Annotated in this window: 17 protein-coding genes; 11 read left to right on the plus strand and 6 right to left on the minus strand. The window is 40.5% G+C overall.

The genetic code is table 11. From position 1 onward, the window contains the following. Window positions 1–178: 178 nt before the first annotated feature. The 5 genes from I595_RS00695 (at window position 179) to I595_RS00715 (ending at window position 8,710) form a co-directional block, all read left to right on the plus strand. The gene (locus I595_RS00695; protein ID WP_083467447.1) at window positions 179–2,233 is read left to right on the plus strand and encodes a S9 family peptidase; all 2,055 of its coding nucleotides are present in this window, start codon (window positions 179–181) and stop codon (window positions 2,231–2,233) included. Between the two features lie 266 nt (window positions 2,234–2,499). Further along, the gene (locus tag I595_RS00700; RefSeq protein ID WP_054557468.1) at window positions 2,500–3,540 is read left to right on the plus strand and encodes a cysteate synthase; all 1,041 of its coding nucleotides are present in this window, start codon (window positions 2,500–2,502) and stop codon (window positions 3,538–3,540) included. Between the two features lie 119 nt (window positions 3,541–3,659). After that, complete coding sequence (locus I595_RS00705) at window positions 3,660–4,919, plus strand: cysteate-C-fatty acyltransferase (protein ID WP_054557469.1); 1,260 nt, start codon at window positions 3,660–3,662, stop codon at window positions 4,917–4,919. A 186-nt stretch (window positions 4,920–5,105) separates the two neighbouring features. Then, entirely contained in the window at window positions 5,106–5,951 is an 846-nt protein-coding gene (locus tag I595_RS00710) for a GLPGLI family protein (protein ID WP_054557470.1), read from the plus strand. Between the two features lie 44 nt (window positions 5,952–5,995). Next, the gene (locus I595_RS00715) at window positions 5,996–8,710 is read left to right on the plus strand and encodes a carboxypeptidase-like regulatory domain-containing protein (RefSeq protein ID WP_054557471.1); all 2,715 of its coding nucleotides are present in this window, start codon (window positions 5,996–5,998) and stop codon (window positions 8,708–8,710) included. A 34-nt stretch (window positions 8,711–8,744) separates the two neighbouring features. Here the strand turns inward: I595_RS00715 and I595_RS00720 are convergent, their stop codons facing one another. Continuing rightward, a complete protein-coding gene (locus I595_RS00720) occupies window positions 8,745–9,866 on the minus strand; it encodes a hypothetical protein (protein WP_054557472.1) in 1,122 nt (373 codons plus the stop codon). Window positions 9,867–9,970: 104 nt separating this feature from the next. Continuing rightward, entirely contained in the window at window positions 9,971–10,936 is a 966-nt protein-coding gene (locus I595_RS00725; protein ID WP_054557473.1) for a transporter, read from the minus strand. Window positions 10,937–11,020: 84 nt separating this feature from the next. Between I595_RS00725 and I595_RS00730 the strand changes: the two genes are divergently transcribed. From I595_RS00730 to I595_RS00745, 4 genes are read left to right on the plus strand one after another with little or no spacing between them, the layout of a single operon-like run. Beyond that, window positions 11,021–11,278: a DUF4834 family protein gene (locus tag I595_RS00730; RefSeq protein ID WP_054557474.1), complete on the plus strand. Its 258-nt coding sequence runs from the start codon at window positions 11,021–11,023 to the stop codon at window positions 11,276–11,278. 23 nt (window positions 11,279–11,301) lie between these two features. Further along, a complete protein-coding gene (locus I595_RS00735; protein WP_054557475.1) occupies window positions 11,302–13,743 on the plus strand; it encodes a YfhO family protein in 2,442 nt (813 codons plus the stop codon). Further along, window positions 13,743–15,026, plus strand: a complete 1,284-nt coding sequence (locus I595_RS00740; protein WP_054557476.1) for a glycosyltransferase family 4 protein — start codon at window positions 13,743–13,745, stop codon at window positions 15,024–15,026. Before I595_RS00735 ends, I595_RS00740 begins: the two co-directional genes overlap by 1 nt. Next, window positions 15,014–16,471, plus strand: a complete 1,458-nt coding sequence (locus tag I595_RS00745; RefSeq protein WP_054557477.1) for an oligosaccharide flippase family protein — start codon at window positions 15,014–15,016, stop codon at window positions 16,469–16,471. The genes I595_RS00740 and I595_RS00745 overlap by 13 nt, the downstream gene beginning before the upstream one ends. 207 nt (window positions 16,472–16,678) lie before the next feature. On the opposite strand, the gene I595_RS00750 is transcribed toward I595_RS00745, so the two are convergent. The 3 genes from I595_RS00750 to uvrA form a co-directional block, all read right to left on the minus strand. Continuing rightward, entirely contained in the window at window positions 16,679–17,890 is a 1,212-nt protein-coding gene (locus tag I595_RS00750; protein ID WP_054557478.1) for a hypothetical protein, read from the minus strand. Window positions 17,891–18,098: 208 nt separating this feature from the next. Continuing rightward, a complete protein-coding gene (locus tag I595_RS00755) occupies window positions 18,099–19,826 on the minus strand; it encodes a tetratricopeptide repeat protein (protein WP_054557479.1) in 1,728 nt (575 codons plus the stop codon). 10 nt (window positions 19,827–19,836) lie between these two features. After that, window positions 19,837–22,614 (minus strand): excinuclease ABC subunit UvrA, encoded by a 2,778-nt coding sequence (uvrA, locus tag I595_RS00760; protein WP_054557480.1) that lies wholly within the window; start codon window positions 22,612–22,614, stop codon window positions 19,837–19,839. Window positions 22,615–22,861: 247 nt separating this feature from the next. Between uvrA and I595_RS00765 the strand changes: the two genes are divergently transcribed. Further along, the gene (locus I595_RS00765) at window positions 22,862–23,443 is read left to right on the plus strand and encodes an RNA polymerase sigma factor (protein ID WP_054557481.1); all 582 of its coding nucleotides are present in this window, start codon (window positions 22,862–22,864) and stop codon (window positions 23,441–23,443) included. 470 nt (window positions 23,444–23,913) lie between these two features. Here the strand turns inward: I595_RS00765 and I595_RS00770 are convergent, their stop codons facing one another. Beyond that, a complete protein-coding gene (locus tag I595_RS00770; protein ID WP_054557482.1) occupies window positions 23,914–24,588 on the minus strand; it encodes an endonuclease III domain-containing protein in 675 nt (224 codons plus the stop codon). Between the two features lie 45 nt (window positions 24,589–24,633). On the opposite strand from I595_RS00770, the gene bcp reads away from it, so the two are divergent. Next, a complete protein-coding gene (bcp, locus tag I595_RS00775; RefSeq protein WP_054557483.1) occupies window positions 24,634–25,092 on the plus strand; it encodes a thioredoxin-dependent thiol peroxidase in 459 nt (152 codons plus the stop codon). Window positions 25,093–25,292: the final 200 nt, after the last annotated feature.

The raw sequence follows: 25,292 nt of genomic DNA on the forward strand, positions 1-25,292 counted from the left end.
ATATTGTTTTTAAACTACCCTGTAAAATTAGTAATTTGGGACAAAAGGGTGGCACCTTAAATCATTCCAGTCTAAAAAACACCTTTGGATAGCTATTTTTCATATACTGGTAACACCTTTACTTCTGTCTATCTGCCTTATTTTTGCCAACTCTTAAAAGAATATTTACACCAACTATATGCAAACAAAAGCACCAAGGGCCAAAAAAATACCAAAAGAACTCACCATTCATGGTGATGTACGTGTAGATAATTATTACTGGTTGAATAATCGGGAGGATAAGGAAGTCATTGCGTATTTGGAAGCGGAAAATGCGTATTATGAGGAAAATACAGCACACACCAAAAAGCTCCAGTCACGGCTTTTTGATGAAATGAAATCAAGAATAAAGGAAGATGATACCTCCGTACCCTACAAACTTAATGGGTATTATTACCTCACCCGCTTTGAAATAGGGAAGGAATATCCCATTTATGCCAGAAAACAGGATAGTTTGGAGGCTCCGGAAGAAATCTTGTTCAATTGTAACGAGCTGGCCAAAGGGCATGAATATTTTAAATTAAGCGGTGTTTCCATTAGCCCAGACAATACGTTGGCCGCATTTGGGACGGATACGGTTTCCAGAAGGCAATACACCCTTAAGGTGAAAAATCTTAAAACTGGCCATATTTTTCCTGATACCATAGAAAACACTACGGGTGGATCTGTTTGGGCTGCAGATAACAAGACACTTTTTTATACTAAAAAGGACCCTGAAACATTACGGTCCCATAAAATTTACAAACATCGTTTGGGGACTCCCGTGGAGGAGGATGTTTTGGTCTATGAAGAAAAGGACGATACATTTAACACTTTTGTGTACAAATCCAAATCAAAAAAATATATCATTATTGGTTCTTCCAGTACTTTGACTTCGGAATATCAAATACTTCCCGCAGATGAACCCAATGGTGAGTTTAAGGTGTTTTCACCTAGGCAACGGGGATTGGAATATAGTATTTATCACTACCAAAATCAATTTTACATTTTAACGAATAAAGACAATGCAACCAATTTTAAACTCATGGTGGTTAATGAAGGGGACACGTCCCACCTAAATTGGGTGGATTTTATACCCCATCGTGAGGATGTGCTGCTGGAAGATATTGATATTTTTAAGGAGTATTACGTACTTTCTGAGCGCCAAAAAGGTCTTAACAAGATTAAAATTGTCCGATGGGACGGTTCTGATGGTTATTACTTGCCGTTTGATGGTGAAACCTATGTTGCGGGAGGTTCCACCAATGTGGATTTTGACACGGAAACCTTTAGGTACTTTTACAATGCCATGGCTTCTCCCTATGCCATAATTGACTTTAACATGCGTACCAAGGAAAAGACCATCTTAAAGGAGCAGCAAGTCTTGGGTGGAAAGTTTAACAAAGAAAATTACCGGTCAGAACGTATTTGGGCCGATGCAAGGGATGGTGTGAAAATTCCTGTTTCCATTGTGTACCACAAAGATACCCCACTGGATGGCACAAGTCCACTTTTACAATATGCTTATGGTTCTTACGGAGCAACTATCGATCCTTATTTCTCCACCGTTAGGCTTAGCTTGTTGGATAGGGGTTTTATTTTTGCGATAGCCCACGTTAGGGGCGGGGAATACCTTGGGCGACCTTGGTATGAAGCGGGTAAATTGCTAAAAAAGAAAAATACGTTTACAGATTTTGTTGATGTATCTATCCATTTAACGACTAAAAAGTTTACCTCAGCATCCCATTTATATGCCATGGGAGGCTCTGCTGGCGGGCTTTTAATGGGGGCTGTAATCAATATGGCCCCAGAACTGTATAATGGGGTTGTGGCACAGGTTCCTTTTGTGGATGTGGTGACGACCATGTTGGATGATTCCATTCCCTTGACCACCGGGGAGTATGATGAATGGGGCAACCCGAATAAAAAGGAATATTACGTTTATATGAAGTCCTACTCGCCTTATGACAACGTCACTGCCCAGGCGTACCCAAATATGTTGGTCACCACAGGCCTGCACGATTCACAAGTGCAGTATTGGGAGCCCGCTAAATGGGTGGCCAAGCTTAGGGAATATAAAACCGACAATAAAAAATTGTTTCTAGATACGAATATGGAAGCAGGCCACGGCGGGGCTTCAGGAAGATTTGAAGCCTTAAAGGAAACCGCCAAGGAGTATGCTTTTATCCTTGATTTGGAGGGAATCACCCAATAACGGTCAAATAATATTCGCTTAAGGAAACCATTGTAGTTTGGCTGGATTCATAAATTTTCTACTGTTATGAGTAGTTGGGCAGTGTCTTTTATCCATTAAGTTGGGCAATACCGATGAGGAACAAACCCAAAACATTCCGCTTGTTAAAAAACGAACTCCGGTATTGGCATTAGCGGCAATTAAAGGGCCTTAACAGAGTAAAATAAAAATTAGTAATTTTGTTCCAAAGAACGGGGCTTCCCCTTTTTTGACGACCAGACAGTACTATGGAAAACAAAATAAAAGCCTACAACAATATTTTGGAGCTTGTAGGAAATACCCCTCTGATAAAGCTAAGCCGCATAACTCAATCGCTTTCAGGTAATTTTTATGCAAAAGTAGAGGCTTTTAACCCTGGACATTCTGCAAAGGATCGTATTGCCATTCATATTATTGAACAAGCGGAGAAGAAAGGCCTTTTAAATGAGGACTCCACAATCATAGAGACCACATCGGGGAATACCGGCTTTAGTTTAGCAATGGCAAGCATGGTTAAAGGGTATAAATGTATCTTGGCCGTAAGTTCCAAGTCATCCCCGGACAAAATTGATATGCTACGCTCCATGGGTGCGGAGGTTTATGTTTGTCCTGCCCATGTGAGTGCAGATGATCCGCGGTCCTATTATGAGGTCGCAAAGCGCCTGCATAGGGAAACCCCTGGCTCCATTTACATCAACCAATATTTTAACGAGCTTAATATAGAGGCTCATTATAAAAGCACAGGGCCGGAAATTTGGGAGCAGACAGGCGGACAAATTACACATCTCGTCGCTTGCAGCGGTACCGGCGGAACTATTTCCGGGACGGCTAGGTTCTTAAAGGAGCAAAACCCTAAAATAAAGGTTTTGGCCGTGGATGCCTACGGATCGGTGTTGAAGAAGTACCATGAAACCGGTGAGTTCGACCATGAAGAAATCTATCCTTACCGCATTGAAGGCTTAGGCAAGAACCTCATCCCCAAGGCTACGGATTTTAACAGTATAGACCGTTACATAAAAGTAACCGATGCAGAAAGTGCCCATATGGCCAGGAAATTGGCACATACAGAAGGGTTGTTCTTAGGATACACCAGTGGAGCCGCTATGCAGGCCATTTTTCAGTACCACACGGAGGGGGAGTTTAACAATGACAGTAGGGTGGTGGTAATTTTCCCAGATCATGGATCAAGATATATGAGCAAGGTATACAGCGACGAATGGATGGAAAACCAGGGATTTTTTAAGGGTAAGAATACGGAATCGCCAAAGGAAATTCAATATATCAAGTAACATCTCAATAAAACAGTTAAAAAGAACAGTCCTGGATCAGGGCTGTTTTTTGTTTGGGAGTCTTACATGGAATGGTCAGCAAAAATGTATATTTTTGCATTCAAATAACGCTAAGGAGCATGAGAGATTTATTCGATAGAATCACTGAGAACAAGGGGCCTTTGGGTCGATGGGCATCCCAAGCAGAGGGGTATTTTGTATTTCCAAAGCTGGAAGGCCCAATTTCCAATAGGATGAAATTTCAGGGGAAAGAGGTCATTACCTGGAGCGTGAATGATTACTTGGGTTTGGCTAACCTACCAGAGGTAAAAAAGGTAGATGGTGATGCGGCGTATGAATTTGGATCTGCATATCCAATGGGAGCCCGCATGATGAGTGGCCATACGGATTACCACGAACAGTTGGAGCAGGAGCTAGCAGAATTTGTCTCAAAAGAATCGGCATATCTTTTAAATTTTGGGTATCAGGGCATCATGTCCTGTGTAGACGCCCTTGTAGCTAAAGATGATATTATTGTTTATGATGTGGATTGCCACGCTTGTATTATAGACGGGGTGCGTCTCCATATGGGCAAACGCTTTACCTTTAAACATAATGATGTTGAAAGTTTGGAAAAGAACTTGGAGCGCGCCACCAAAATGGCAGAAGAGACCGGTGGTGGTATACTGGTTATTTCAGAAGGCGTTTTTGGTATGCGTGGCCAGCAGGGAATTCTCAAGGAAATTGTTGCCCTCAAGAAAAAATTCAAGTTTAGGCTTTTGGTAGATGATGCGCATGGATTTGGAACTCTGGGTAAGACAGGAGCCGGAGCGGGTGAGGAGCAAGGGGTGCAAGAAGACATTGATGTATATTTTGCCACTTTTGCCAAATCTATGGCAGGCATTGGTGCGTTTTTGGCTGCGGATAAAGAAATTATAGATTTTCTTAAATACAATCTAAGGTCACAAATGTTCGCCAAATCATTGCCGATGATTTATGTGAAGGGCGCCTTAAAACGTTTGGATATGTTGCGCTCCATGCCAGAACTTAAAGAGAAGTTGTGGGAGAACGTTGATGCCCTGCAAAATGGTCTCAAAAGTCGTGGGTTTGATATTGGAACAACAACAAGTTGTGTTACTCCGGTCTATTTAAACGGCAGTATTCCAGAGGCAATGGCGTTAGTGAAGGATTTAAGGGAGAACTACGGGATTTTCTGTTCTATAGTTGTGTACCCCGTAATACCTAAAGGTCTGATTCTTTTAAGAATGATTCCTACAGCCACGCATACCTTAGAAGATGTTGCCATCACCCTAGATGCATTTTCTGCTATTAGGGAGCGGTTACAAAATGGAACTTATAAGAGGTTGTCTGCTGCCGTAGCCGCAGCTATGGGAGAGTAGTAGTCTTTAATTCTACAAATGATAGTGAGGTCAATACAGACAAATGTATTGGCCTCTTTGTTTTTAAGAGCTTATTTATAAGGGAAATGGATTAGTAGTTTTACTGTTAATCTTTTAATAAAACTCATCTATCTGTTTAAGCTTTAATTACTTTAGTTAGACATTACTTTTAATTATTGTGTTGTTATGAAGATTTTCCATTATACGTTCTGTTTTATCATGTGTTTTGCAGGAATGGTAACCACTGGCCAAGCCCAAGAATTTCAAGGGCAGGCCACCTATATGTCAAAATCCACTATGGAACTGGGCAGATGGGGGGCTCGTATGAGCGAGGCACAAAAAAAACAGGTCATGGCCAGAATGAAAAATCGGTTGGAAAAAACCTTTACGTTAAACTTTAACAAGGAAGCTTCATTCTTCTATGAGGAAGATAAGTTGGATGCGATGTCTGGGGCGACGGACTCATGGGGCAAGAATTTTGCCCGGGGAGACCAGTATAAGAACGTAAAGGATAACCAATTGGTACAAAGCCAAGAATTTTATGGAAAGCAGTTTTTGGTTAAGGACAAATTGCAGGAAATTGAGTGGAAAATGGGGAAAGAATCCAAGCAGATTGGTCAATATCTCTGTTTTAAGGCTACGGCCTCCGTACCTACTTTAGAGTTAACATGGTATGATTTTTCTTGGAGCAACTTAAGGCAATCACAGCCAAAAGATAGCATTGGGCCAGACGGCAACCCGGTTGTTGTAGCCCCTGAGGTACAAATGACGGACATTGAGGCTTGGTATACGCCACAGATACCGGTATCCCATGGTCCCGGCGAATATTGGGGATTACCCGGTTTAATCCTAGAGGTTAGCGCTGGAAACACCACAATGCTCTGCACCAAGATTACGATGAATCCAAAAGGTAAACTAAAATTGGAAGCACCGGATAAAGGCAAGGAAATCACTAAAATGGCATATCAAGAAACCATCACCGGCAAAATGAAGGAAATGCGCGATATGAGGGGAAGAAGAAGAAGTCGTTAACCAAGAGCCATCCCTAGCTAAAACAGCCTTCATTAAATAACTCCATGAGAAATAGACTTTTTTTGCTGCTTGTGCTCATAGCTTTTCCATTATGCTCACAAATAAAGTTTGAAGGTGCCGTTAAGGATAGTTTAAACAATCCGCTAGAATTGGCCAATGTAATTGCTATAAACCAAGGATCGGGGGCCTTGGAATCCTATGGAATTACCAGTGAGGAAGGAAGGTTTGTACTGGAGCTTAAAAAAAATACTACCTATGACCTTCAAATCAGCTATGTGGGCATGGTTACCTATAAAGAGGCGCTAACCACTAGCGAGGATGACATCATCAAAGATTTTGTGCTGCAGCCAGAAAACCAGTTGGATGAGGTTGAGCTTGTCTATGAAATGCCAGTGACCATTAAAGGGGATACCGTAGTCTATAACGCAGACTCCTTTAAAAACGGTACGGAACGTAAGCTGGAGGATGTGCTAGAAAAGCTTCCCGGCGTAGAAATCAATGAGGACGGGCAGGTAGAGGTAGAAGGTAAGGTGGTTAACAAGCTCATGGTAAATGGGAAAGATTTTTTCGATGGGGATACTAAACTGGCCACCAAGAATATTCCCTCCAAGGCAGTGGATAAGATTGAGGTGTTAAGGAATTACGCGGAAGTGGGGCAACTTAGGGCCGTAGCTAACAATCAAGACAATGTGGCCCTTAACATCAAACTAAAGGAAGGAAAAGAGAATTTCTGGTTTGGTGATGTTACGGCGGGTGCTGGTGCATCGCCAACGAATGAGCTTTATATTCTACAGCCTAAACTTTTCTATTACAGTCCAAAGTATAGTTTAAATTTTATTGGGGATTTAAACAATACCGGTGAGGTAGCGCTTACCCGAAGGGATATTAGGAATTTTGGTGGTGGTTTTCGCTCTCCAAGCAGAAATAGTGGTACCGATATCAATTTGGGGGACAACAGCTTAAATTTTTTGACCACTCAGGCAAATGCCCTGGAAATAGAAAATAAACTTGCCACTGGTAATTTTAGTTATTCCCCAACCGAAGCTTTGGACTTAAGTGGTTTTGTTATTTATAACAGCAGCAGGATTATCTCCAGACAAACCAGTTTTATCCAATATACCAACCAAGAATTGGGCATACCGGATGAGGCAACCGATCAGTCTAGCCGGGAACGGTCCAACCAAGCGTTATTAAAATTAAGTGCTTCCTTCCAGCCAAATGTGAACAATCAGTTGGATTATGATGTGTTGGCCAGGGTTTCGAATGATAGGCAAAACCAAAATGTGTTTTCCTCGGTCATTGGCAATACCGTGCAGGAAGAAGCCGTCACCCCTTTTAGTTTTAGCCAGAACCTAAATTATTACCATACCTTGGACGAGAACAATATTTTTGCTTTGGAAGCCCAACATTTGGTTCGTGATGAAGACCCATTTTACAATGCCATCTTAATTAACGATCCAACGGGTATGGATGCCTTTGACAACACCGCGGATGCCCTTGGTCTTGATAATACACTGAATGTTTATGATATAGGCCAAAATAGACGAATTCAGTCCAATCAATTGGATGCGAAGTTGGATTATTACAACATCCTTAATGCCAAAAGTAATTTGAACATAACGTTGGGCGCAATATTTAGCCGACAAAACTTCAACTCCGATATTTTTCAATTTTTGGATAATGATGAAATCTTGGAACCTACCCCAACGATTAACAATGGCTTGGCCCAAAACGATACGGAATATACCTTTAGTGATATTTACCTAGGGCTGCGTTACCGGGTGAAAACGGGAAAGTTCACCATTACCCCAGGGTTTTCCGTACATGCCTACGGAAATAAGAATGTACAGTTCAATGAGGTTTTTGAAGACAACTTTTTTAGGATATTACCAGATTTTGAGACGCGTATCCAATTTAAAAAGAGTGAACAGCTTACGTTTCAGTACAATATGCGGAACCAGTTTACAGATGTTACCAGGATAGCGGAGGGATTGGTGCTGAACAATTTTAATAGTATTCAATTTGGTGAGTCCGAGCTACAAAATGCCTTGTCCCACAACCTTAGCCTTTTCTATAGTAGTTTTAACCTATTTAACTATACCAATGTTTTTGCACGTGCTGCGTACGCCAATAATATTGACCAAATTAGGGGCTTGACCAATTTTGAGAACGTTATACGTACCAGTACCTTTTTTAACTCACCCTTTGCGGATGAGACTGCCAGTTTGTTTGGCAGGGTACAAAGAACCTTTGGGAAGGTGCGCGCGTCTTTTAACGGTAGGTTTAACTACAGTAAAATCAATCAATTTATACAAGGCCAACAATCGTTGAACGAAGGTTTTACCCAAACCTATACCCCAGGATTGCGTACCAATTTTAAGGTGGCTCCAAACGTTAGCCTATCTTACCGTTACAGTGTTACCAATAACAACCAAGGCGGCAGGGAAACCAAATTTGTAACCAATGCGCCCACTTTTGAATTTGATGCCTATATCTGGAAGTCTGTGACCTTTAGAACGGACTATAGTTATACCAACCAGGATTTGGGCAATGGCAATTCACAGTCCTTTCAAAACTGGGATGCCACTTTATCCTATCGCAAAGACAAGGATGCCAAATGGGAATACGAACTAAAGGCCACCAATATTTTAAACATTGATGCACAAGTACGGAACAATGCCAATAATCTTTCCGTTTTTACCTCAGAGACCTTTATACAACCTAGGTTTGTAACCTTTAGGTTTGTGTATACCCTTTGAGTTTGGTTGCAGGTACTACCATGGATTTCCAACCTTAAGAAAGCATCTTTTTATAGGTCCTCCTCCTTTTATGGGTAATGGGATTAAAATTTTTCCATAATTGGCGTATGGCCACATTATCTTCCAGTTCTGGGGTTCTAATGCAGTTGGTGATGCCTTTTTCTTTAAAGGTGTGGTAGTATTCGTTAAAAATAATGGCCGTCACTCCTTTGCTTTGATATTCTGGTCGTATGCCTATCAAATAAAAAATAACATCCTTGCTCTGTTTTCTTGCCTTTAAAAGATGAAAAACCCCAAATGGGAATAATGTACCGTTGGCTTTCTGTAACGCTTTTGAGAAAGAAGGCATAACAATGGCAAAGGCGACAAGCCTGTCCTCACTATCCACCACAAATTTGATGTATTCCGGATTTATAAAGCTGATGTATTTTTTCTTGAAATAGGCTTTTTGTACATCAGTAATTTTAACAAAGGAGGATAGCTTGGCGTAAGATTCGTTAAATAGGTCAAACATCTGGTCTACCCAAGGCATAATCTCCTTACTGGATGTAAAATTAAGGGCTTTTAGGCCGTACCGTTTTTTGATTAGGGAATTTGCCTTAACAAAAAACTTAGGATCCGCGGCAGAAAAAAGGAACTTATTCTCCAAATATTCTTTCTCCTTTACAAATCCATGGGCTTCAAAATGTTTTTGGTAGTATGGGTGGTTGTACCAAGTGATCATGGTGCCAATATGGTCAAAACCATCAACTAGGCAACCTACCTTATCTAGGTTTGAAAACCCCACAGGACCTTCCATGTAGTCCAGTTGATGCCTGAGTCCAATTTCTTGTACCTGCTGCAGCAACTTGTTGGAAACCTCAAGGTCATCTATAAAATCAAACCAACCAAAACGCATTTTTTTTACATTTTGATCATTTACCTCTAGCCAATTGACAATGGCGGCGACCCTGCCCACCGTTTTTCCGTTTTGTAAGGCAAGGAAAAAACGTGCCTCGGCATTTTTAAACGCAGGGTTTTTGTTCTTGTTAAAGGTTTCCAGCTCATCTTTGATGATAGGAGGAACCCAATAAGGATTGTCCTTGTACAATATAAATGGGAATTTGACGAAATTCTTGAAATCCTGTTTTGTGACAACTTCCTTAATGGTGACCATACCTTTGTCTTTAGCAGGTCAATATTACAATTTTATCCTGAAGTCTTTTTGAGGACGGGTGGTCTTTATTAGTTAAGAAGGTTAAATGAGCTATAAGCGCTGACCTAAAAATCTATTTCACCTTTCTTTTTCTTTGCTCTTTTCTTCTTTTTCAGCGGTTTCTTTTTAATGGAGTTCACTGATTTTTGATCATCAATGGGCTTTAAAGTGTCTTTGTGGAAATCCAATCGATATGAAATCCCTGTGTTAAAAAACAATCTGGATGGGGTGTTTTTAATACTGCCTCCAAAACTTAGGTCTGCTTGGAAATTTTCACTGAACAGATGCGCAATTCCGCCTCTAAAAAGTTGATCTGTATAACGATCGCTGTCTATACCTTGGTGTTCCACAAACAAGCTCCATTTTGGATTTCTAAAGGCATGGGAGAGGGAAATGACATAATTGAGTTCTGGAAAATCTGTTGTGATCCTATCATAGGCCACATTGGTGATGAGCACCCATCGTGGCGTTAACCTGCTCTGGGTGGCAATCATGGCGCGGTAGGACAGGGTGGCATCCTCAGGGTAAAAGGGGTTGTCCCCCAGGTTAAACGTAGCTCCACCGTATAGCGAGATAGCTGGCAGTAAGTTTTTTAACCGGAATTTATGGTTGGCACGCCAACTTAGTAAATTTGGTTTGTTTCGTTCAGGGTTTTTGAAAGGGTCGTATACCAAATATTTTAATCCTAGTCGGTTTCTGGAAAAATCGGTTCGGTTTTCAGAACGGTCAAAGTTGTTAAAGGTAATATTTTGGTTGATAAATGTGCCCTCATAATTTATTTCCAAGTTTTCAAAAAACAAACCGTACCGGAGGGATAGGTCTGTACCAAGAATGTCGGAAACCGTATTTAAATCCATGTGGTCCCGTTGTTCGTACAAAAGTCCCCATTCTGCCTGCACAACGTTCCTGCCCACAGCATAAGCGCTTACGGATTGCCCGGGCCTGTTGGAGTTGATAACATCCGTGTACTGTGCCGTAATGGCAAAGGGCAGCAAAGCGATAAGGATTAGGAATCTTGGGATAGTAAACATAAACTGATTTTAATACTATTTTATGAAACTTGATAGGGCACTTTGAGACTTAGGGGGTAATTTTGAACCAATAGCAACAGTTTTATGGTTTTAGTAAAAACGATTCTAATACTCATATTAGTATACTACGGAATCAAAATACTTTTAAAATGGCTGGCTCCAAGACTTTTAAAGTATGCGGTAAAAAAAACTGAGGAACGTTTTGGGCAGCAGTTTGGACAATATCAGCAAACGCATCAAAATACCCCAACGGGCAAAACAACGGTGACCAAGAAACCGATGAGAAAATCCAATCCTTCAAAAAAAGTTGGAGAATATATAGATTTTGAGGAAATTAACTGACCTTTGATTCTCAATTCTATTCTATGAAATTCTCATTTAAAACCATTGTGACCCATATTTTGGTTTTAGGTTTTTTTGTTGTTGCCGCATTGGCTTATTTCTATCCCGTGTTGCAGGGAAAGGCCTTATATCAGTCAGATATTGCGCAGTATAAGGGCATGGCCCAAGAAAGAAATGAGTTTAAGGAAACTACGGGACAAGAATCGTATTGGACCAATAGTGCTTTTGGTGGCATGCCTACCTATCAATTAGGTGCCAATTATCCGCATGATTATGTAAAGAAGCTAGACCGTTTAATCCGTTTTCTACCTCGCCCTGCAGACTATCTATTCCTCTATTTCATAGGGTTTTATATTTTGATGCTTTGCATGAAGGTAGAATACAGACTGGCCATTCTTGGGGCATTGGCCTTTGGTTTTTCTACGTATCTTATTATTATATTAGGCGTTGGACATAACGCCAAAGCCCATGCTTTGGGGTATATTCCTATGGTGCTAGGCGGTATTTTACTGGTCTTTAGGAAAAAATATCTTGCTGGGTTTTTATTGACCGCCATTGCCATGGCATTGGAAATTAGCGCAAACCACTACCAAATGACCTATTATTTTATGTTATTGGTCTTGGTGTTGGGGTTGGTGTATCTTGTGTATGCCATTAAGAGCCAACAATTAAAACACTTTTTAACTTCAGTGGGCATCTTGGTCATGGCCGTTGTATTGGGTATTGCCACCAATGCCACCGGTTTAATGGCAACAAAGGAATATGCAGATTGGAGCACACGTGGCAAATCTGATTTAACCATAGACTACCAAGGCAATCCCAAGGCAGATGTTGTAGGACTGGATAAGGAATATATTACCCAGTACAGTTACGGTATTACAGAAACCTTTAATTTATTTGTGCCTAGGTTATTTGGGGGCAGCAACGCGGAGGATTTGGGCAAAGATTCCAATACTTATGAGTTTTTGTTGCAACAGGGAATCTCTCCGTCCACTGCTATGGAATTTGCAGAAGGCTTGCCCTTATACTGGGGAGATCAACCTATTGTAGCAGGACCGGCCTATCTTGGTGCAATGGTATTTTTTCTGTTTATATTGGGTGTTTTCCTGGTGAAGGGAAAAAGGAAATGGTGGCTTTTAGGCACGGCAATAGTGGCACTGGTTTTATCTTGGGGCAAGAACTTTGACGTGATTACGAATTTTATGATAGACTACTTCCCTTTATACAATAAATTTAGGGCAGTATCTTCCATACAGGTTCTTATTGAACTATGTGTACCCATTTTGGCGATATTGGGGCTAAAAGCGTTTGTTTCGTCCAAAAAAACAACACCATCGGACAAATGGAAGGCATTAAAATATACCACATACATTACCGTTGGGCTTGGGGTGGCCCTATTTTTGATCAAAGGTACTTTTGGTTTTGAAGGTCCCAACGACGGACGTTTTGCCCAGGCGTACGGGGAACAGATCATGGCTATGATAGAACGGGACCGCATGGATGTGTATGTCAATGATACCATAAGGAGTTTGGTCTTTGTGATATTGACAGCTTTGGCCTTGTACCTTTATTATAAAGGAAAAATTACCAAAACCATACTATCCCTTGGGCTGGGAGTATTACTGATATTAGATTTAGGTGGGGTTGCCAAAAGGTATGTGGACAAAGATGATTTTGTAAGACAGCGTGCCGTGGATCAACCCTATCAAATGACCGCTGTGGACAAGGAGATTTTAAAGGACCAATCCGTTTTTAGGGTGTTTGATCCGCAGGAGGGCCTTAATGGTGCCCGTAGCTCGTACTTTCACAAGTCCCTAGGGGGCTACCATGCGGCCAAGCCTCAAAAAATGCAGGATTTAGTAGAATTCCATTTGTACCAAAACAATCTTCAGGTATTGAACATGCTCAATGTAAAGTATATAGTACAACAAGACGAGGAAGGCAACCGTTACCCAGGTTTAAATCCCGATGCCAACGGAAACGCATGGTTTGTAGATAGCCTTAGAACGGTGACCACGGCCAATGAGGAAATTTTGGCATTAAATAACTTGGACACCAAGACAACGGCGGTAGTAAACACCACAAGCTATCCCAAGCTAACTAGAAAGGTGTTCCAAGTAGATTCCACGGCCTCCATATCATTGGTGGACCATAGGCCTAATTTTATTGAGTATCGCTATAACAATCCCAACAGCGGTTTTGCCGTCTTTTCGGAAATGCATTACCCAAGGGGATGGGTGGCCACTGTAGATGGGCGGGAAACCCCAATCATCAAGGTCAACTATGCACTGCGCGGAATGTCACTTCCCGCTGGGCAACATACTATAAAATTCAAGTTTGCACCAGAGGTCGTTGCCACAGGGAGCAAAATTGCCCTTGGCAGTAATATTCTATTGGGCATAGTGTTGTTGGGAGGTGTTATCACCGCTTTTATCAGACCCAAACAAAAACGGAAGAAAGACTAATGCAAAAAGTGCTCATCATCTGCTACTATTGGCCACCGGCAGGTGGGCCAGGAGTACAACGGTGGTTAAAATTTGTGAAGTACCTTCCAGAATTTGGTTTTGAACCTTTGGTATATGTACCGGAGAACCCCAACTACCCAATGATTGACGATAGTTTGGTAAATGAAGTGCCAAAAGGATTAAGGGTGATTAAACAACCCATTTTTGAGCCTTACCAGTTAGCCAGTTTCCTTTCTGAAAAAAAGACAAAACGCATAAGCTCCGGGCTTATACCGAGGTCAAGTAAACAATCCTTCTTGGAACGCCTGATGCTTTGGGTACGCGGCAACCTGTTTATTCCTGATGCCAGAAAATTCTGGGTGGGGCCTTCTGTGGAATACCTTTCAGACATCATACGGAAGGAATCCATTACTACCATTATTACCACAGGCCCACCGCATAGCGTTCATCTTATCGGTCTAAAGATAAGGCAGTTACATCAATTAAAGTGGGTGGCAGATTTTAGGGATCCGTGGACTAGTATAGGCTACCATAAAAAACTAAAACTCACCAAGGCATCACAAAAAAAACACCAGCTACTGGAAAAAGCGGTACTGGAAAACGCAGACCATATCATTACCACAAGTAAGACCACCAAAAAAGAGTTTGCCTCACTTTCCAAGAGGCCCATAACGGTAATTACCAACGGGTTTGACGGCGAGCTTGTAGAAGTGGCCTTGGATGATGCGTTTAGCATTGCCCATATAGGGTCATTATTAACCGATAGAAATCCAGAGCTATTATGGGAACTATTGCAAGAGCTATGCGAAGAAATCCCAAAGTTTAGGGAACAATTATCCATTCAGTTAATTGGGGTGGTAGGCGATGCGGTAAAAGCATCCATTGCCAAATATGGGTTGGTCAACCAAGTGTCCTTTTTGGGCTACGTTCCCCATAAGACCGTATTACATAAACAACGCCAATCCCAAGTATTATTGTTATTGGAAATAGATGCACCGGAGACCGTGGGCATCATCCCCGGAAAATTATTTGAGTATATGCATGCAAACAGGCCTATTTTGGCTATTGGTCCAAAGCATTGGGAGGCAGCGGATATCATCTCAGATACAAAATCTGGAAAATGCTTGGTGTCCGGGGATAGGGAGGGTTTAAAAAAGGCCCTTCTAGAATATTACAAGGCTTTTCAAAAAAATCAATTAAGGTGCACCCCAACCGGAATTGTAAAATACAGCCGGCGGGAACTTACCAGAAGACTAGCAAATACCTTAGAATGGGAATCGTAATAAAACAAAGCCTTAGAAATACGGTAGTCACTTACCTTGGTTTTGGTGTTGGTGCCATTAACATTTTGTTCTTGTACACCAAAATTTTGGAAGACACCTATTTTGCCCTTGTTACTTTAATTTTAGCATCAGGCGCCATCATTATGCCGTTAATGGCTTTTGGCGTGCATAATACCCTTGTGAAATTTTACAGTGCCCAAAAAGAGGAACAGAAAGATGCATTTCTAACCCTAATGCTACTTTGCCCCATACTCATCATATTGCCACTCGGCCTGCTTACATATGCGTTTTATGATGTCATTGCGGGTTTTTTGTCCCATGAGAATGCTTTGGTTAAAGATTACGTCTGGCACATCTTTTTAGTAGGAATGTCCATGGCATATTTTGAGGTCTTTTTCGCATGGAGCAGGGTACAGTTAAAATCGGTTTTTGGCAATTTTATGAAGGAGGTTTTTGCCCGTGTTGGTATTACACTGTTATTGACCTTGTATTACTTTGATTTCATCACCTTGGATATGTTTTTAAAAATGGTGGTTGGGATGTACCTGTTGCGTACGGTCATCATGAAGTTGTATGCCTACCGTTTGCGATGGCCTAGGTTAAATTTTAATTTTCCCGAGCAGACCAAAGAAATACTCACGTATAGCCTATTGATTATTCTTGGTGGTTCTGCGGCTTTAATTTTGTTGGAAATTGACAAGGTGATGATCAATCAATTTAAAGCCATTGAGAATGTGGCTTATTATGGAGTTGCGGTCTATATTGCCACAGTAATTATTGTGCCGTACCGGGCAATGCACCAGATTACCTACCCATTAACCGCAAGCCTTATCAACAAGGGTGATATTTTTGGGCTTGGGGAATTGTACCAAAAGTCTTCGTTGACCCTGTTCATAGCTTCGGGACTTTTGTTTCTACTGATTGTTTTGAATATTGAAGAACTTTACCTATTGCTTCCAACAGCTTACTCCAAAGGGTTTTATGTAGTCCTTTTGATTGGGATGGCCAAGGTTTTCGAATCCATGTTAGGGAATATTAATTCCATTTTGTTCAATTCCAAATATTATAAGACAGTGCTAATGTTTGGGGTGCTTTTGGCAATGACCACTATAGTGCTTAACCTTTGGCTCATTCCCCTTTTTGGTATTGAAGGTGCCGCATTGGCAAGCTTTAGTGCGCTTTTTATCTTTAATTTATTGAAAATGGTTTTTGTAAAGCTGAAGTTTGATATGCTTCCGTTCACCAAGGATACGGTTAAAGTGGCGTTGTTGATCTTTTTTTTAGCGTTTCTTTTTGCCTATCTACGGTTTTATTTCCATCCTATTATCAATATTGGAATAAAGTCCATGCTTATCATTGCCATGTATCTGGGTATTTTATACCGATTCAACATCTCGGACGACGTTTCGGCCATAATGAACAAATTCTTAAAACGAAAGCCTTAGGTTTCCATTCAGTTTGGAAACGTTCAGAAGCGGTATACCAAGAAAAACCCCGTAGCGGATAAATCCATCTACGGGGTAAACAACTAACCAACCTAAAAACTTTGTGTAACGCCATGTTGTCTATGGTAGCAAAGAACAACATTGCGGGTCTAACAAATGCTGAGCCTGGCCGAAGCATTTGCTTCATTAGTGCCCAGCATTTAATTCCTATCTCCTCCTAGAACTACGTGTAGTTCTTGTGTTTCCAGAATTACTTCGGTTGGAAGAAGTACTTCTGCTTACGGTTCTTCTCTGCGGGGCAGTAGACCTTTGTACGCTTTTGGCCCTATTGGAGCTTCTGCTGCTCACCGCACTTCTATTGTTCGACCGCTTTACCGTATTACTCGATTTACGTACCGACCTGTTCTGCGGTGACCGCGTCACTTCCCTTTTGGTAACAGTTGTACTTCGTGGCGAACGCTGTACCGTTCGCTGCGTACTCCTAGTCGTCGTGTTCCTGTTAGGCCTGCTTGTAACTGCATTATTGCTACGGGCCGCAGTGCTTCTATTGTTGGCACTACTTCTGGCAGTGGTACTTCTTCCAACACTGTTATTCCTAACCGTGCTACTTCTATTATTGGTTCTGGCCGTGGTGGAATTTCTTCTCACATTGTTCACGGATCTCCCGCTATTCCTGGAAGCTACGGTATTGGTGGTCCTAGCCACGGTATTTCGCCTACCATTATTGTCCCGTACGGCTACACGTCTATCATTTCTGTAAATCCTGTCCCTTCTGTTCCTATTGAAACGGTATTCCGTTCCCCTATTGACCCAGGCACGTCTCACATTGTTTCGGTATGGCCTGTGCCAAGTGTACCGGATTGGGTTGTAAAACCTTCTATAGGGCGTGTGCCATACGTTAAAGAAACCTACTGCCGGTCTGGCGAACCATCTATGGAACGGTCTCCATACATAGTGTCTGTTAAATGGGTTAATGAATCCAATATGGTGACTGAATATCCCACCGTTAAAGAACAATCGCATACCGCCTATCCGGTGCACAAAACCGTTTCTATAATTAATATTGATGTTGCCAATCTGGTTTACACGTCCATAAAAATCATAAAAAACAGGAACGTTCTCTACTTGGATTACGGCGCCAAAATCATCAAACTGTACAAATGGGTTGTAATTAAACCCAGAGTTAAAGGTGATACCAAGGTTACCTACATTGGCACCAACACCTACATTAATACGGTTATCCACATAAAAATCGAATTCACCGTCAGGAAACACAGAAAATGTGACCCCGTTTTCTACGAAAATGAAGGAATTACCTGCGTTAAAGTTGACGGAAGTAACCTTATTTTCTGCTGCTACGGCTTGGGTCATTAAAGAACCAAAAAAGACCGCTGTCAAAATACATACAAACTTTCTCATCGTATAAGGTTTTAAATTTTGGAAGTAACCATTTACTTTCCGCTTAGTACATACCAAACAGCGTGCCAAATTTTATTTCCAACTAATAACTAATTAAAAATCAGTTAATTGTATTTTTTTAAATTGTTTTTGGGTTTAATGTTTAATGGTGAACAGTTATTAAATTTAACCTTCATGATTAACAACGGAACAATGGAAAGGGACTCGTTTATTTATTTTGAATTTTTGTGGATTGAATCTGGTCGAGTAATAAATCGATTCTTAACCAATCATTTCTTACATCTAGTTTTTTAGCTTCTAATAAAACTTTTTCCGCTCTTGCTAAGTCTCTTTGATTATAGTATAATTCACCTAAATTTAATCGCGGGAGAGGGTTGTTTTCATTTAAGTAAATAGCTTTTATAAATTGGTTTTCTGCTTGATTGAAATCACCTAAGCCTTTATAAACCATTGCAAGTTGCTGATAGGCTAAATAATTATTAGACTCAAGAGTTATAGCAATATTGAGGTCATTAATTGCTGATTCAAAATCTTTTATTTTACGAAAAACATTTTGGCGCATTATATAATTATTGTAATCTGTTGAGTTTTGGCGAATAGCTTTTTCGTGATATTCAAGTGATTTAGAATAATTACCTTTTACACTGTAATAAACCCCAAGATTAGAATAAACTAAATACTTAAGTTCAGGTTTTAGGGCCATGAATTTATCAAAATATTTTCCTGCGAACATCAATTCGAAGCCGGAAGGGGAATTATGGAGTTCATGTATTCCCATTCCCAGAAACGCTTCTGCATTAAGGCTATCAACTTCGATGGCTTTGTTGAAAAAAAACCTTGCGTTTTCATTTTTAGTGTTTAGGTTATGATGTAGTTCCGTAAAATTAGTCGGATTTTCCCTTAGAATTTCTCGCGGCTCGATGGTTCCAACATATAATTTGGCTAAATCCAAATAAAATTTGGATTTCCAGGCACTATTATCGGTTATATTCAAACCTTTTTTTAAAATTTCTTCCGCTTTATCGTATCTCCTATTTAGAAATTGGAGTCTACTCAGAAACAGATATGAGATAGGATTTACAGAATCCAATTTCATAGATTTTTCCAAAGCAAAATATGCCAAACTATCTTGCCTGATTTGTATAAAAGTTTGACCGAAATATGCTAGTCTTTCACTTCTAGTTTTTTGAGGTAAAGAGTGATTTCCTACAACTTTATCAATTTCTATCAAAGTTCGATAGGTTTCACCTTTTTTTATAGAATATAAGCCAATCACCCAACTTTTAAGTGTTGTATTATCAAATGATAGCGTATTGTCCAATTGGCTGGGAATAACGGATTGAAAAGACCTATCAAATTTTTTCCCTTTAAGCTCGATTGGTGAAATGACTGATTTAACAAGAGATTCACTTATCTGATATCTATAACACACTTGGGCTTCCTCGCAATTATTTTTAATATCATTGACTAAACCAAAAATGACCAAATCGGCATTGTGCTTTTCTTCAATTATTCTTGCCTCATACAGGTTTTTAGGTGATAATATTGAATCTGCGTAAAAGACATTTAAACTTCTATCATTTTGGAAATCGTCAGTGTTCAAAATATCTTCAATGGTTCTACCAATGCAGTAGGTATTCTTATCTGCAACAAAATCCTCAAAACGAAGAATTAAAATATTCAATGAAGTTGAATCTTCGTCATTGAATATAGGCGTAAATACTTTCATTGTTTCTTTTTCAGGGTATTGCCATGACTCATTTGACTGAAACCATTTTGGAGAATAATTTACCGCCAATGGTATAAGAATTAAAAAGAAAATATAGTATATAGGCTGTCTTTTATGGTCATCACAATAGAAATTTTTCCCATCTACATTTCGTTTGCATCTTTTGAGGTTTAATAAGGAAGTAAGGCCTAAACATCTTCTTTTCATACATGAGGCCTTATATTTTCTCCTTTAGATACCCAGCCGTATACGACTCCTTACGTTGTGCTACTTCTTCTGGCGTACCTTCGGCAAGTAGGTGCCCACCATTTTCACCACCTTCGGGGCCAAGGTCAATGATATAGTCCGCACATTTTATCAATTCAATATTGTGCTCTATTACCACAATGGAGTGGCCTTTGGCAATGAGTTCATTAAAGGACTTTAGGAGCTTTTTAATATCATGAAAGTGAAGTCCCGTAGTGGGTTCGTCAAAGATAAATAGGGCCTTTTCCTTAGTGTTGCCCTTTACTAAAAAAGAAGCAAGTTTAATGCGCTGTGCCTCACCACCGGATAGGGTAGAGGAGCTTTGCCCAAGGGTAACATAACCAAGCCCAACGTCCTGTAAGGGTTGGAGTTTTCTAACAATTTTGTCCTGCTTGTGCTCCTTAAAATGTGCAATGGCATCATCAATGGTGAGCATTAAGATATCTGTAATGCTCTTTCCTTCAAATTTCACTTCCAGTACCTCTTTTTTAAACCGGTTCCCGTTACATACGTCACACTCCAAATGCACGTCTGCCATAAACTGCATTTCTACGGTGATTTCACCTTCGCCCTTACATTTTTCACATCTACCTCCATCCACATTAAACGAAAAGTGTTTTGCCTGGTAATTGCGTAGCTTGCTCAATTTCTGCGAGGCAAAAAGTGAACGAATATCATCGTAGGCCTTGATATAGGTCACCGGATTGGACCGTGAGGAGCGGCCAATAGGATTTTGGTCCACAAACTCCACATGTTTAATTTGACTAAATTTTCCATCAATTTTAGTGAATTGCCCCGCTTTTTCACCGTAACCGCCTACGGCCTTTAGCATGGCCGGGTACAGTAGCTTTTTGACCAAGGTGCTTTTACCGCTGCCGGAAACCCCGGTCACTACCGTAAGCATGTTCAAGGGGAAGGTCACATCAATGTTTTTTAAGTTATTCTCCCGTGCCCCAATAATCTGAACGTAATTTTTAGAAATACGCCGTTCCTTGGGAACTTCTATCGCTAGGTTACCGTTTAGATAAGAGGCGGTTAAAGATTCTGATTTTAAAATAGAATTCAAGGGTCCGGTGGCAACCACCTTACCACCAAGGGTGCCTGCTTCCGGACCTATATCAATGACCTCGTCCGCTGCTTTCATAATATCCTCATCATGTTCCACAACAATTACCGTGTTGCCCAAATCGCGAAGAGATTTTAAGACCGCTATCAGATTCTCCGTATCTTTAGGGTGCAGGCCAATACTGGGTTCGTCCAAAATATACATGGAGCCCACCAAACTGCTTCCCAAGGATGTGGCCAAGTTAATGCGTTGGCTTTCCCCTCCAGAAAGGGTATTGGACTTTCTGTTTAAAGTAAGATAGTTAAGCCCCACGTTGTCTAGAAACTCTAAACGGGTTTGGATTTCCTTTAACAATCGTTTGGCAATGGTACTATCATGGTCAGATAGTTGTAGTCCGTTAAAAAATGGACCTAGTTCTTTAATGGGCAGTTCTATGATGTCAGAAATGGACTTGTTGCTAATTTTTACATAATCTGCCTCTTTGCGCAAGCGTTTGCCGTGGCAGCTCCCACATTTGGTTTTTCCTCGGTAACGGGAAAGCATCACCCGGTTTTGAATTTTATAGCTCTTTTCTTCGAGCTGGTCAAAAAACTTGTGGATGCCAATAAAATGGTCGTTACCATCCCAAACCAGCTGCTTTTGGTTTTCTGAAAGTTGAAACCAAGGCTTATGGATAGGGAAATCAAATTTGTAGGCAGCGTTTACCAATTGTTCACGGTACCAGCCCATACTTTCTCCGCGCCAGGGGAAAATGGCCTCTTCATAAACGGATAGGGCCGTATTGGGAATGACCAAGTCTGGGTCAATGCCTATTACGTCCCCATAGCCCTCGCATTTTGGGCATGCGCCATAGGGATTGTTAAAGCTAAAAAGATGGACATTAGGTTCCAAAAATTTCATTCCATCCAGTTCAAACTGATTACTGAATTCCTGTTCCAATCCGGTATCAAGGGCTTCAACGCTGCACCGGCCCTTCCCTTCAAAAAAAGCATTATCTACTGCATTTCCCAATCGGTTCCAGAAATCCTCATCGTCCTTCACCACAATCCGGTCTACTACTAGATGAAATTCCTTACCAATATCTTCTGGAGCCTGATCAATCCGTAGTACCTTATTAAGGTATTTGATACGTGCATAACCTTGTTTTGAAAATAATTGAAGTGACTTTAAGGTATCCCTGTCCTCCCTTATACGTATAGGTGCGAGCAATAGAAGTTTGGAACCCTCCCCAAAACCTTTGACATAATTGACTACATGCGTAACGGTATCTTTGGTCACTTCCTTACCGGAAATGGGGGATATGGTCTTCCCAATCCTGGCAAACAATAATTTTAAGTAATCATATACCTCTGTAGTAGTGCCAACGGTAGAACGTGGGTTGGTGGAATTTACTTTTTGCTCAATGGCTATCGCTGGGGCTATGCCCTTTATGTAGTCTACCTTGGGTTTGTCCAATTTCCCCAAAAATTGGCGGGCGTAGGAAGACAGGCTTTCCACGTACCGGCGTTGCCCCTCTGCATATAAGGTATCAAATGCCAAGCTAGACTTGCCAGAACCGGACAATCCTGTAATGACCACTAGCTTATTTCTTGGAATGACAACATCTATATTCTTAAGATTGTGGAGTTTGGCACCTTTTATGATTATATGTTCCTTGGGATTTACATCTTTTAATAGTGTCATTCGTCGAAAAAATTTGGGCAAAGATACGACTCAAGACAGTTAATGTCTATTTTTGGTATAGTTGACATCGATAATCTAGCATCTCACAACATAGTTTTTTCAAGGCTTTAACCTTGAACTATATTTGGGGTGTAATTAAATTCTTATAGGCCTATACAGAGATAATTACTTTTTTAAAATTTAACTAATAACTCAAAGTCCCACCCAGTGGTGGATTGACTTTACTATTAACAAAAAAGTAATTCGTATGGAACTACAAATCGATGACTCGATACTCGTAAGCAATTATGTTTCTGGAGACGAAAAAGCCCTTGAAGTCTTAATCAACCGCCACAATCAAAGAATTTCCAGTTTTATCTACTCCAAGGTTTTGGATAGGGATATCACCGAAGATATTTTTCAAGATACCTTTATTAAAGTAATTAAAACGCTTAAAAAAGGAAGCTATAATGAAGAAGGTAAGTTTTTGCCATGGGTAATGCGTATTGCGCACAACCTTATCATAGATCATTTTAGAAAGAACAAGAGAATGCCAAAATTTGAAGGCAGCGATGACTTTAATATCTTCTCTGTGATCAAGGACGATAAATTAAATGCGGAAAAGCAATTGATCAAAAATCAAATTGATAGCGATTTAAGCCTGTTAATAGAAGAATTGCCAGACGACCAGAAAGAAGTATTGATCATGCGTATCTACAAGGATATGAGCTTTAAGGAAATTTCCGAAAACACTGGGGTAAGCATCAATACCGCTTTAGGCCGTATGCGCTATGCACTCATCAACCTTAGAAAGATTGTAGATAAGAATAATATCGTTTTAACGAATTAATTTGTAGTAGAACGAACGGAGCAATATTTCCATCTTACCGGCGTTATCCTATCATAACAATAATGCTAGAGAATATGGAAGAAATTTACTCTGAAGAACAAAAAACATGTAAAATCGCAAAAGCTAGACCTGAGACTATCCAGTTTTTGTTAGGATTTTCAAAATCGATGAGAGTCGTTGATTACAAGAATATGCAATTTGAAACTATGTTAAACTAGACTTAGCTTCCTAAAAAATGTTGAAAAGACCGCCTTTAGGCGGTCTTTTTTTGTTGGTTCGCCAAATGGGGTGTAACGCGATACATTTTTTATATATTAAATTATTTTGAGCAGCCCTGTTGGCCCCTATGATGTTAGGTAAGCGGCTTTTTGGCAATATAAAAGAGGTATGATGTTTAATTTCTGCACAATACCTCCAAATCTTATGAGGTTCATGCCGCCATAATCGTAGCTAAGGTTTTAAACCTAATGTCATCCTTTTTTATTACTTGCCCTGGCTGACTTATGGTAGGCATTGGTGACGCTTTTTCTTCCAATGGTTTTGGTAATGATATCCTTTTCCAAATTCCACCCGCGGGCAGGGGAATATTCCCTTCCATACCAAATGATTTGCAAATGCAAATCATTCCAAAGTTCTTTTGGGAACAACCGCTTGGCGTCCCGTTCTGTTTGTACCACATTTTTTCCATTGGTGAACCCCCACCGGTACATTAACCTATGGATATGGGTATCCACGGGAAAAGCAGGAATGCCAAATGCTTGGGATACCACCACACTGGCGGTTTTATGACCTACAGCGGGCAATTCTTCCAAAAGAGCAATATCCTTGGGTACCTCACCATTATATTTATCGATTAAAATTTTAGAGAGACCGTGAATTCCCTTGGATTTCATTGGTGATAGGCCAACTGGTCTAATGATATCCCGGATTTCCTCTACGCTCATCTTCACCATATCAAATGGATTATTGGCTTTTTTAAATAAAAGTGGGGTAATCTTGTTCACCCGCACATCCGTGCTTTGGGCGGATAAAAGTACGGCAATCAATAAGGTATATGGGTCTGTATGGTCTAAAGGCACCGGAATGGTTGGGTAAAGTTCCCTAAGGGTTTTTATTGCAAAATTTACCTTGTCTGTTTTGGTCATTTTGTTTAATTTTATCAAAAATATGATAAACAAATAACTTGTTTTATGAATACCTTACAAGTAGGGGATAAAGTTCCTGATTTTTCTTCCAAAGACCAAGACGGCAACCCTGTTAAATTAAGTGACTATAAGGGTAAAAAACTTATAATATTCTTTTATCCAAGGGCCAATACTCCCGGCTGTACGGCAGAAGCATGCAACCTAAGGGACAATTATAAAGAGTTGCAGGCTAACGGGTACCATATTTTGGGGGTAAGTGAAGATGGAGAAAAAAAGCAAGCCAATTTTAAAAATAAATATGACTTCCCTTTTCCACTGTTGGCAGACGAAGACCACACAGTAATTAATGCATTTGGTGTATGGGGACCAAAGAAATTTATGGGAAAAGAGTATGATGGTCTACATAGAACTACTTTTTTAATTGACGGGGATGGCACCGTAGCACGGGTAATTTCTAAGGTAAAGACCAAGGACCACGCAGCACAAATACTCGAGGAAGCTTAAAAGAGACTGTTAGCAGGGCGTAACCTTAGTTTACCTGACAATTTACACCTGGTGCGCCCTGGCTGACTTTTATCATTACCAACTGTCACCATCCTAAGCTATACCACAAGGGGGTTATTCCATTTTAAAAGGCACTTTTACATAGTATTGCATAAAACTCATCTAATGTTGTGGGCAGTGGGCTGTGAGTTTAAAATTAC

This window comes from Croceitalea dokdonensis DOKDO 023 (genome assembly GCF_001306415.1).
Lineage (GTDB): Bacteria > Bacteroidota > Bacteroidia > Flavobacteriales > Flavobacteriaceae > Croceitalea > Croceitalea dokdonensis.

Bases quoted from the DNA above. Each gene is read 5' to 3' on its own strand.
- I595_RS00770 (WP_054557482.1), bottom strand. From the start codon at position 24,588: ATGACCAAAACAGACAAGGTAAATTTTGCAATAAAAACCCTTAGGGAA.
- bcp (WP_054557483.1), top strand. From the start codon at position 24,634: ATGAATACCTTACAAGTAGGGGATAAAGTTCCTGATTTTTCTTCCAAA.
- I595_RS00750 (WP_054557478.1), bottom strand. From the start codon at position 17,890: ATGAGAAAGTTTGTATGTATTTTGACAGCGGTCTTTTTTGGTTCTTTA.
- I595_RS00710 (WP_054557470.1), top strand. From the start codon at position 5,106: ATGAAGATTTTCCATTATACGTTCTGTTTTATCATGTGTTTTGCAGGA.
- I595_RS00720 (WP_054557472.1), bottom strand. From the start codon at position 9,866: ATGGTCACCATTAAGGAAGTTGTCACAAAACAGGATTTCAAGAATTTC.
- I595_RS00725 (WP_054557473.1), bottom strand. From the start codon at position 10,936: ATGTTTACTATCCCAAGATTCCTAATCCTTATCGCTTTGCTGCCCTTT.
- I595_RS00735 (WP_054557475.1), top strand. From the start codon at position 11,302: ATGAAATTCTCATTTAAAACCATTGTGACCCATATTTTGGTTTTAGGT.
- I595_RS00755 (WP_054557479.1), bottom strand. From the start codon at position 19,826: ATGAAAAGAAGATGTTTAGGCCTTACTTCCTTATTAAACCTCAAAAGA.
- I595_RS00705 (WP_054557469.1), top strand. From the start codon at position 3,660: ATGAGAGATTTATTCGATAGAATCACTGAGAACAAGGGGCCTTTGGGT.
- I595_RS00740 (WP_054557476.1), top strand. From the start codon at position 13,743: ATGCAAAAAGTGCTCATCATCTGCTACTATTGGCCACCGGCAGGTGGG.
- I595_RS00695 (WP_083467447.1), top strand. From the start codon at position 179: ATGCAAACAAAAGCACCAAGGGCCAAAAAAATACCAAAAGAACTCACC.
- I595_RS00700 (WP_054557468.1), top strand. From the start codon at position 2,500: ATGGAAAACAAAATAAAAGCCTACAACAATATTTTGGAGCTTGTAGGA.
- uvrA (WP_054557480.1), bottom strand. From the start codon at position 22,614: ATGACACTATTAAAAGATGTAAATCCCAAGGAACATATAATCATAAAA.
- I595_RS00745 (WP_054557477.1), top strand. From the start codon at position 15,014: ATGGGAATCGTAATAAAACAAAGCCTTAGAAATACGGTAGTCACTTAC.
- I595_RS00730 (WP_054557474.1), top strand. From the start codon at position 11,021: ATGGTTTTAGTAAAAACGATTCTAATACTCATATTAGTATACTACGGA.
- I595_RS00765 (WP_054557481.1), top strand. From the start codon at position 22,862: ATGGAACTACAAATCGATGACTCGATACTCGTAAGCAATTATGTTTCT.
- I595_RS00715 (WP_054557471.1), top strand. From the start codon at position 5,996: ATGAGAAATAGACTTTTTTTGCTGCTTGTGCTCATAGCTTTTCCATTA.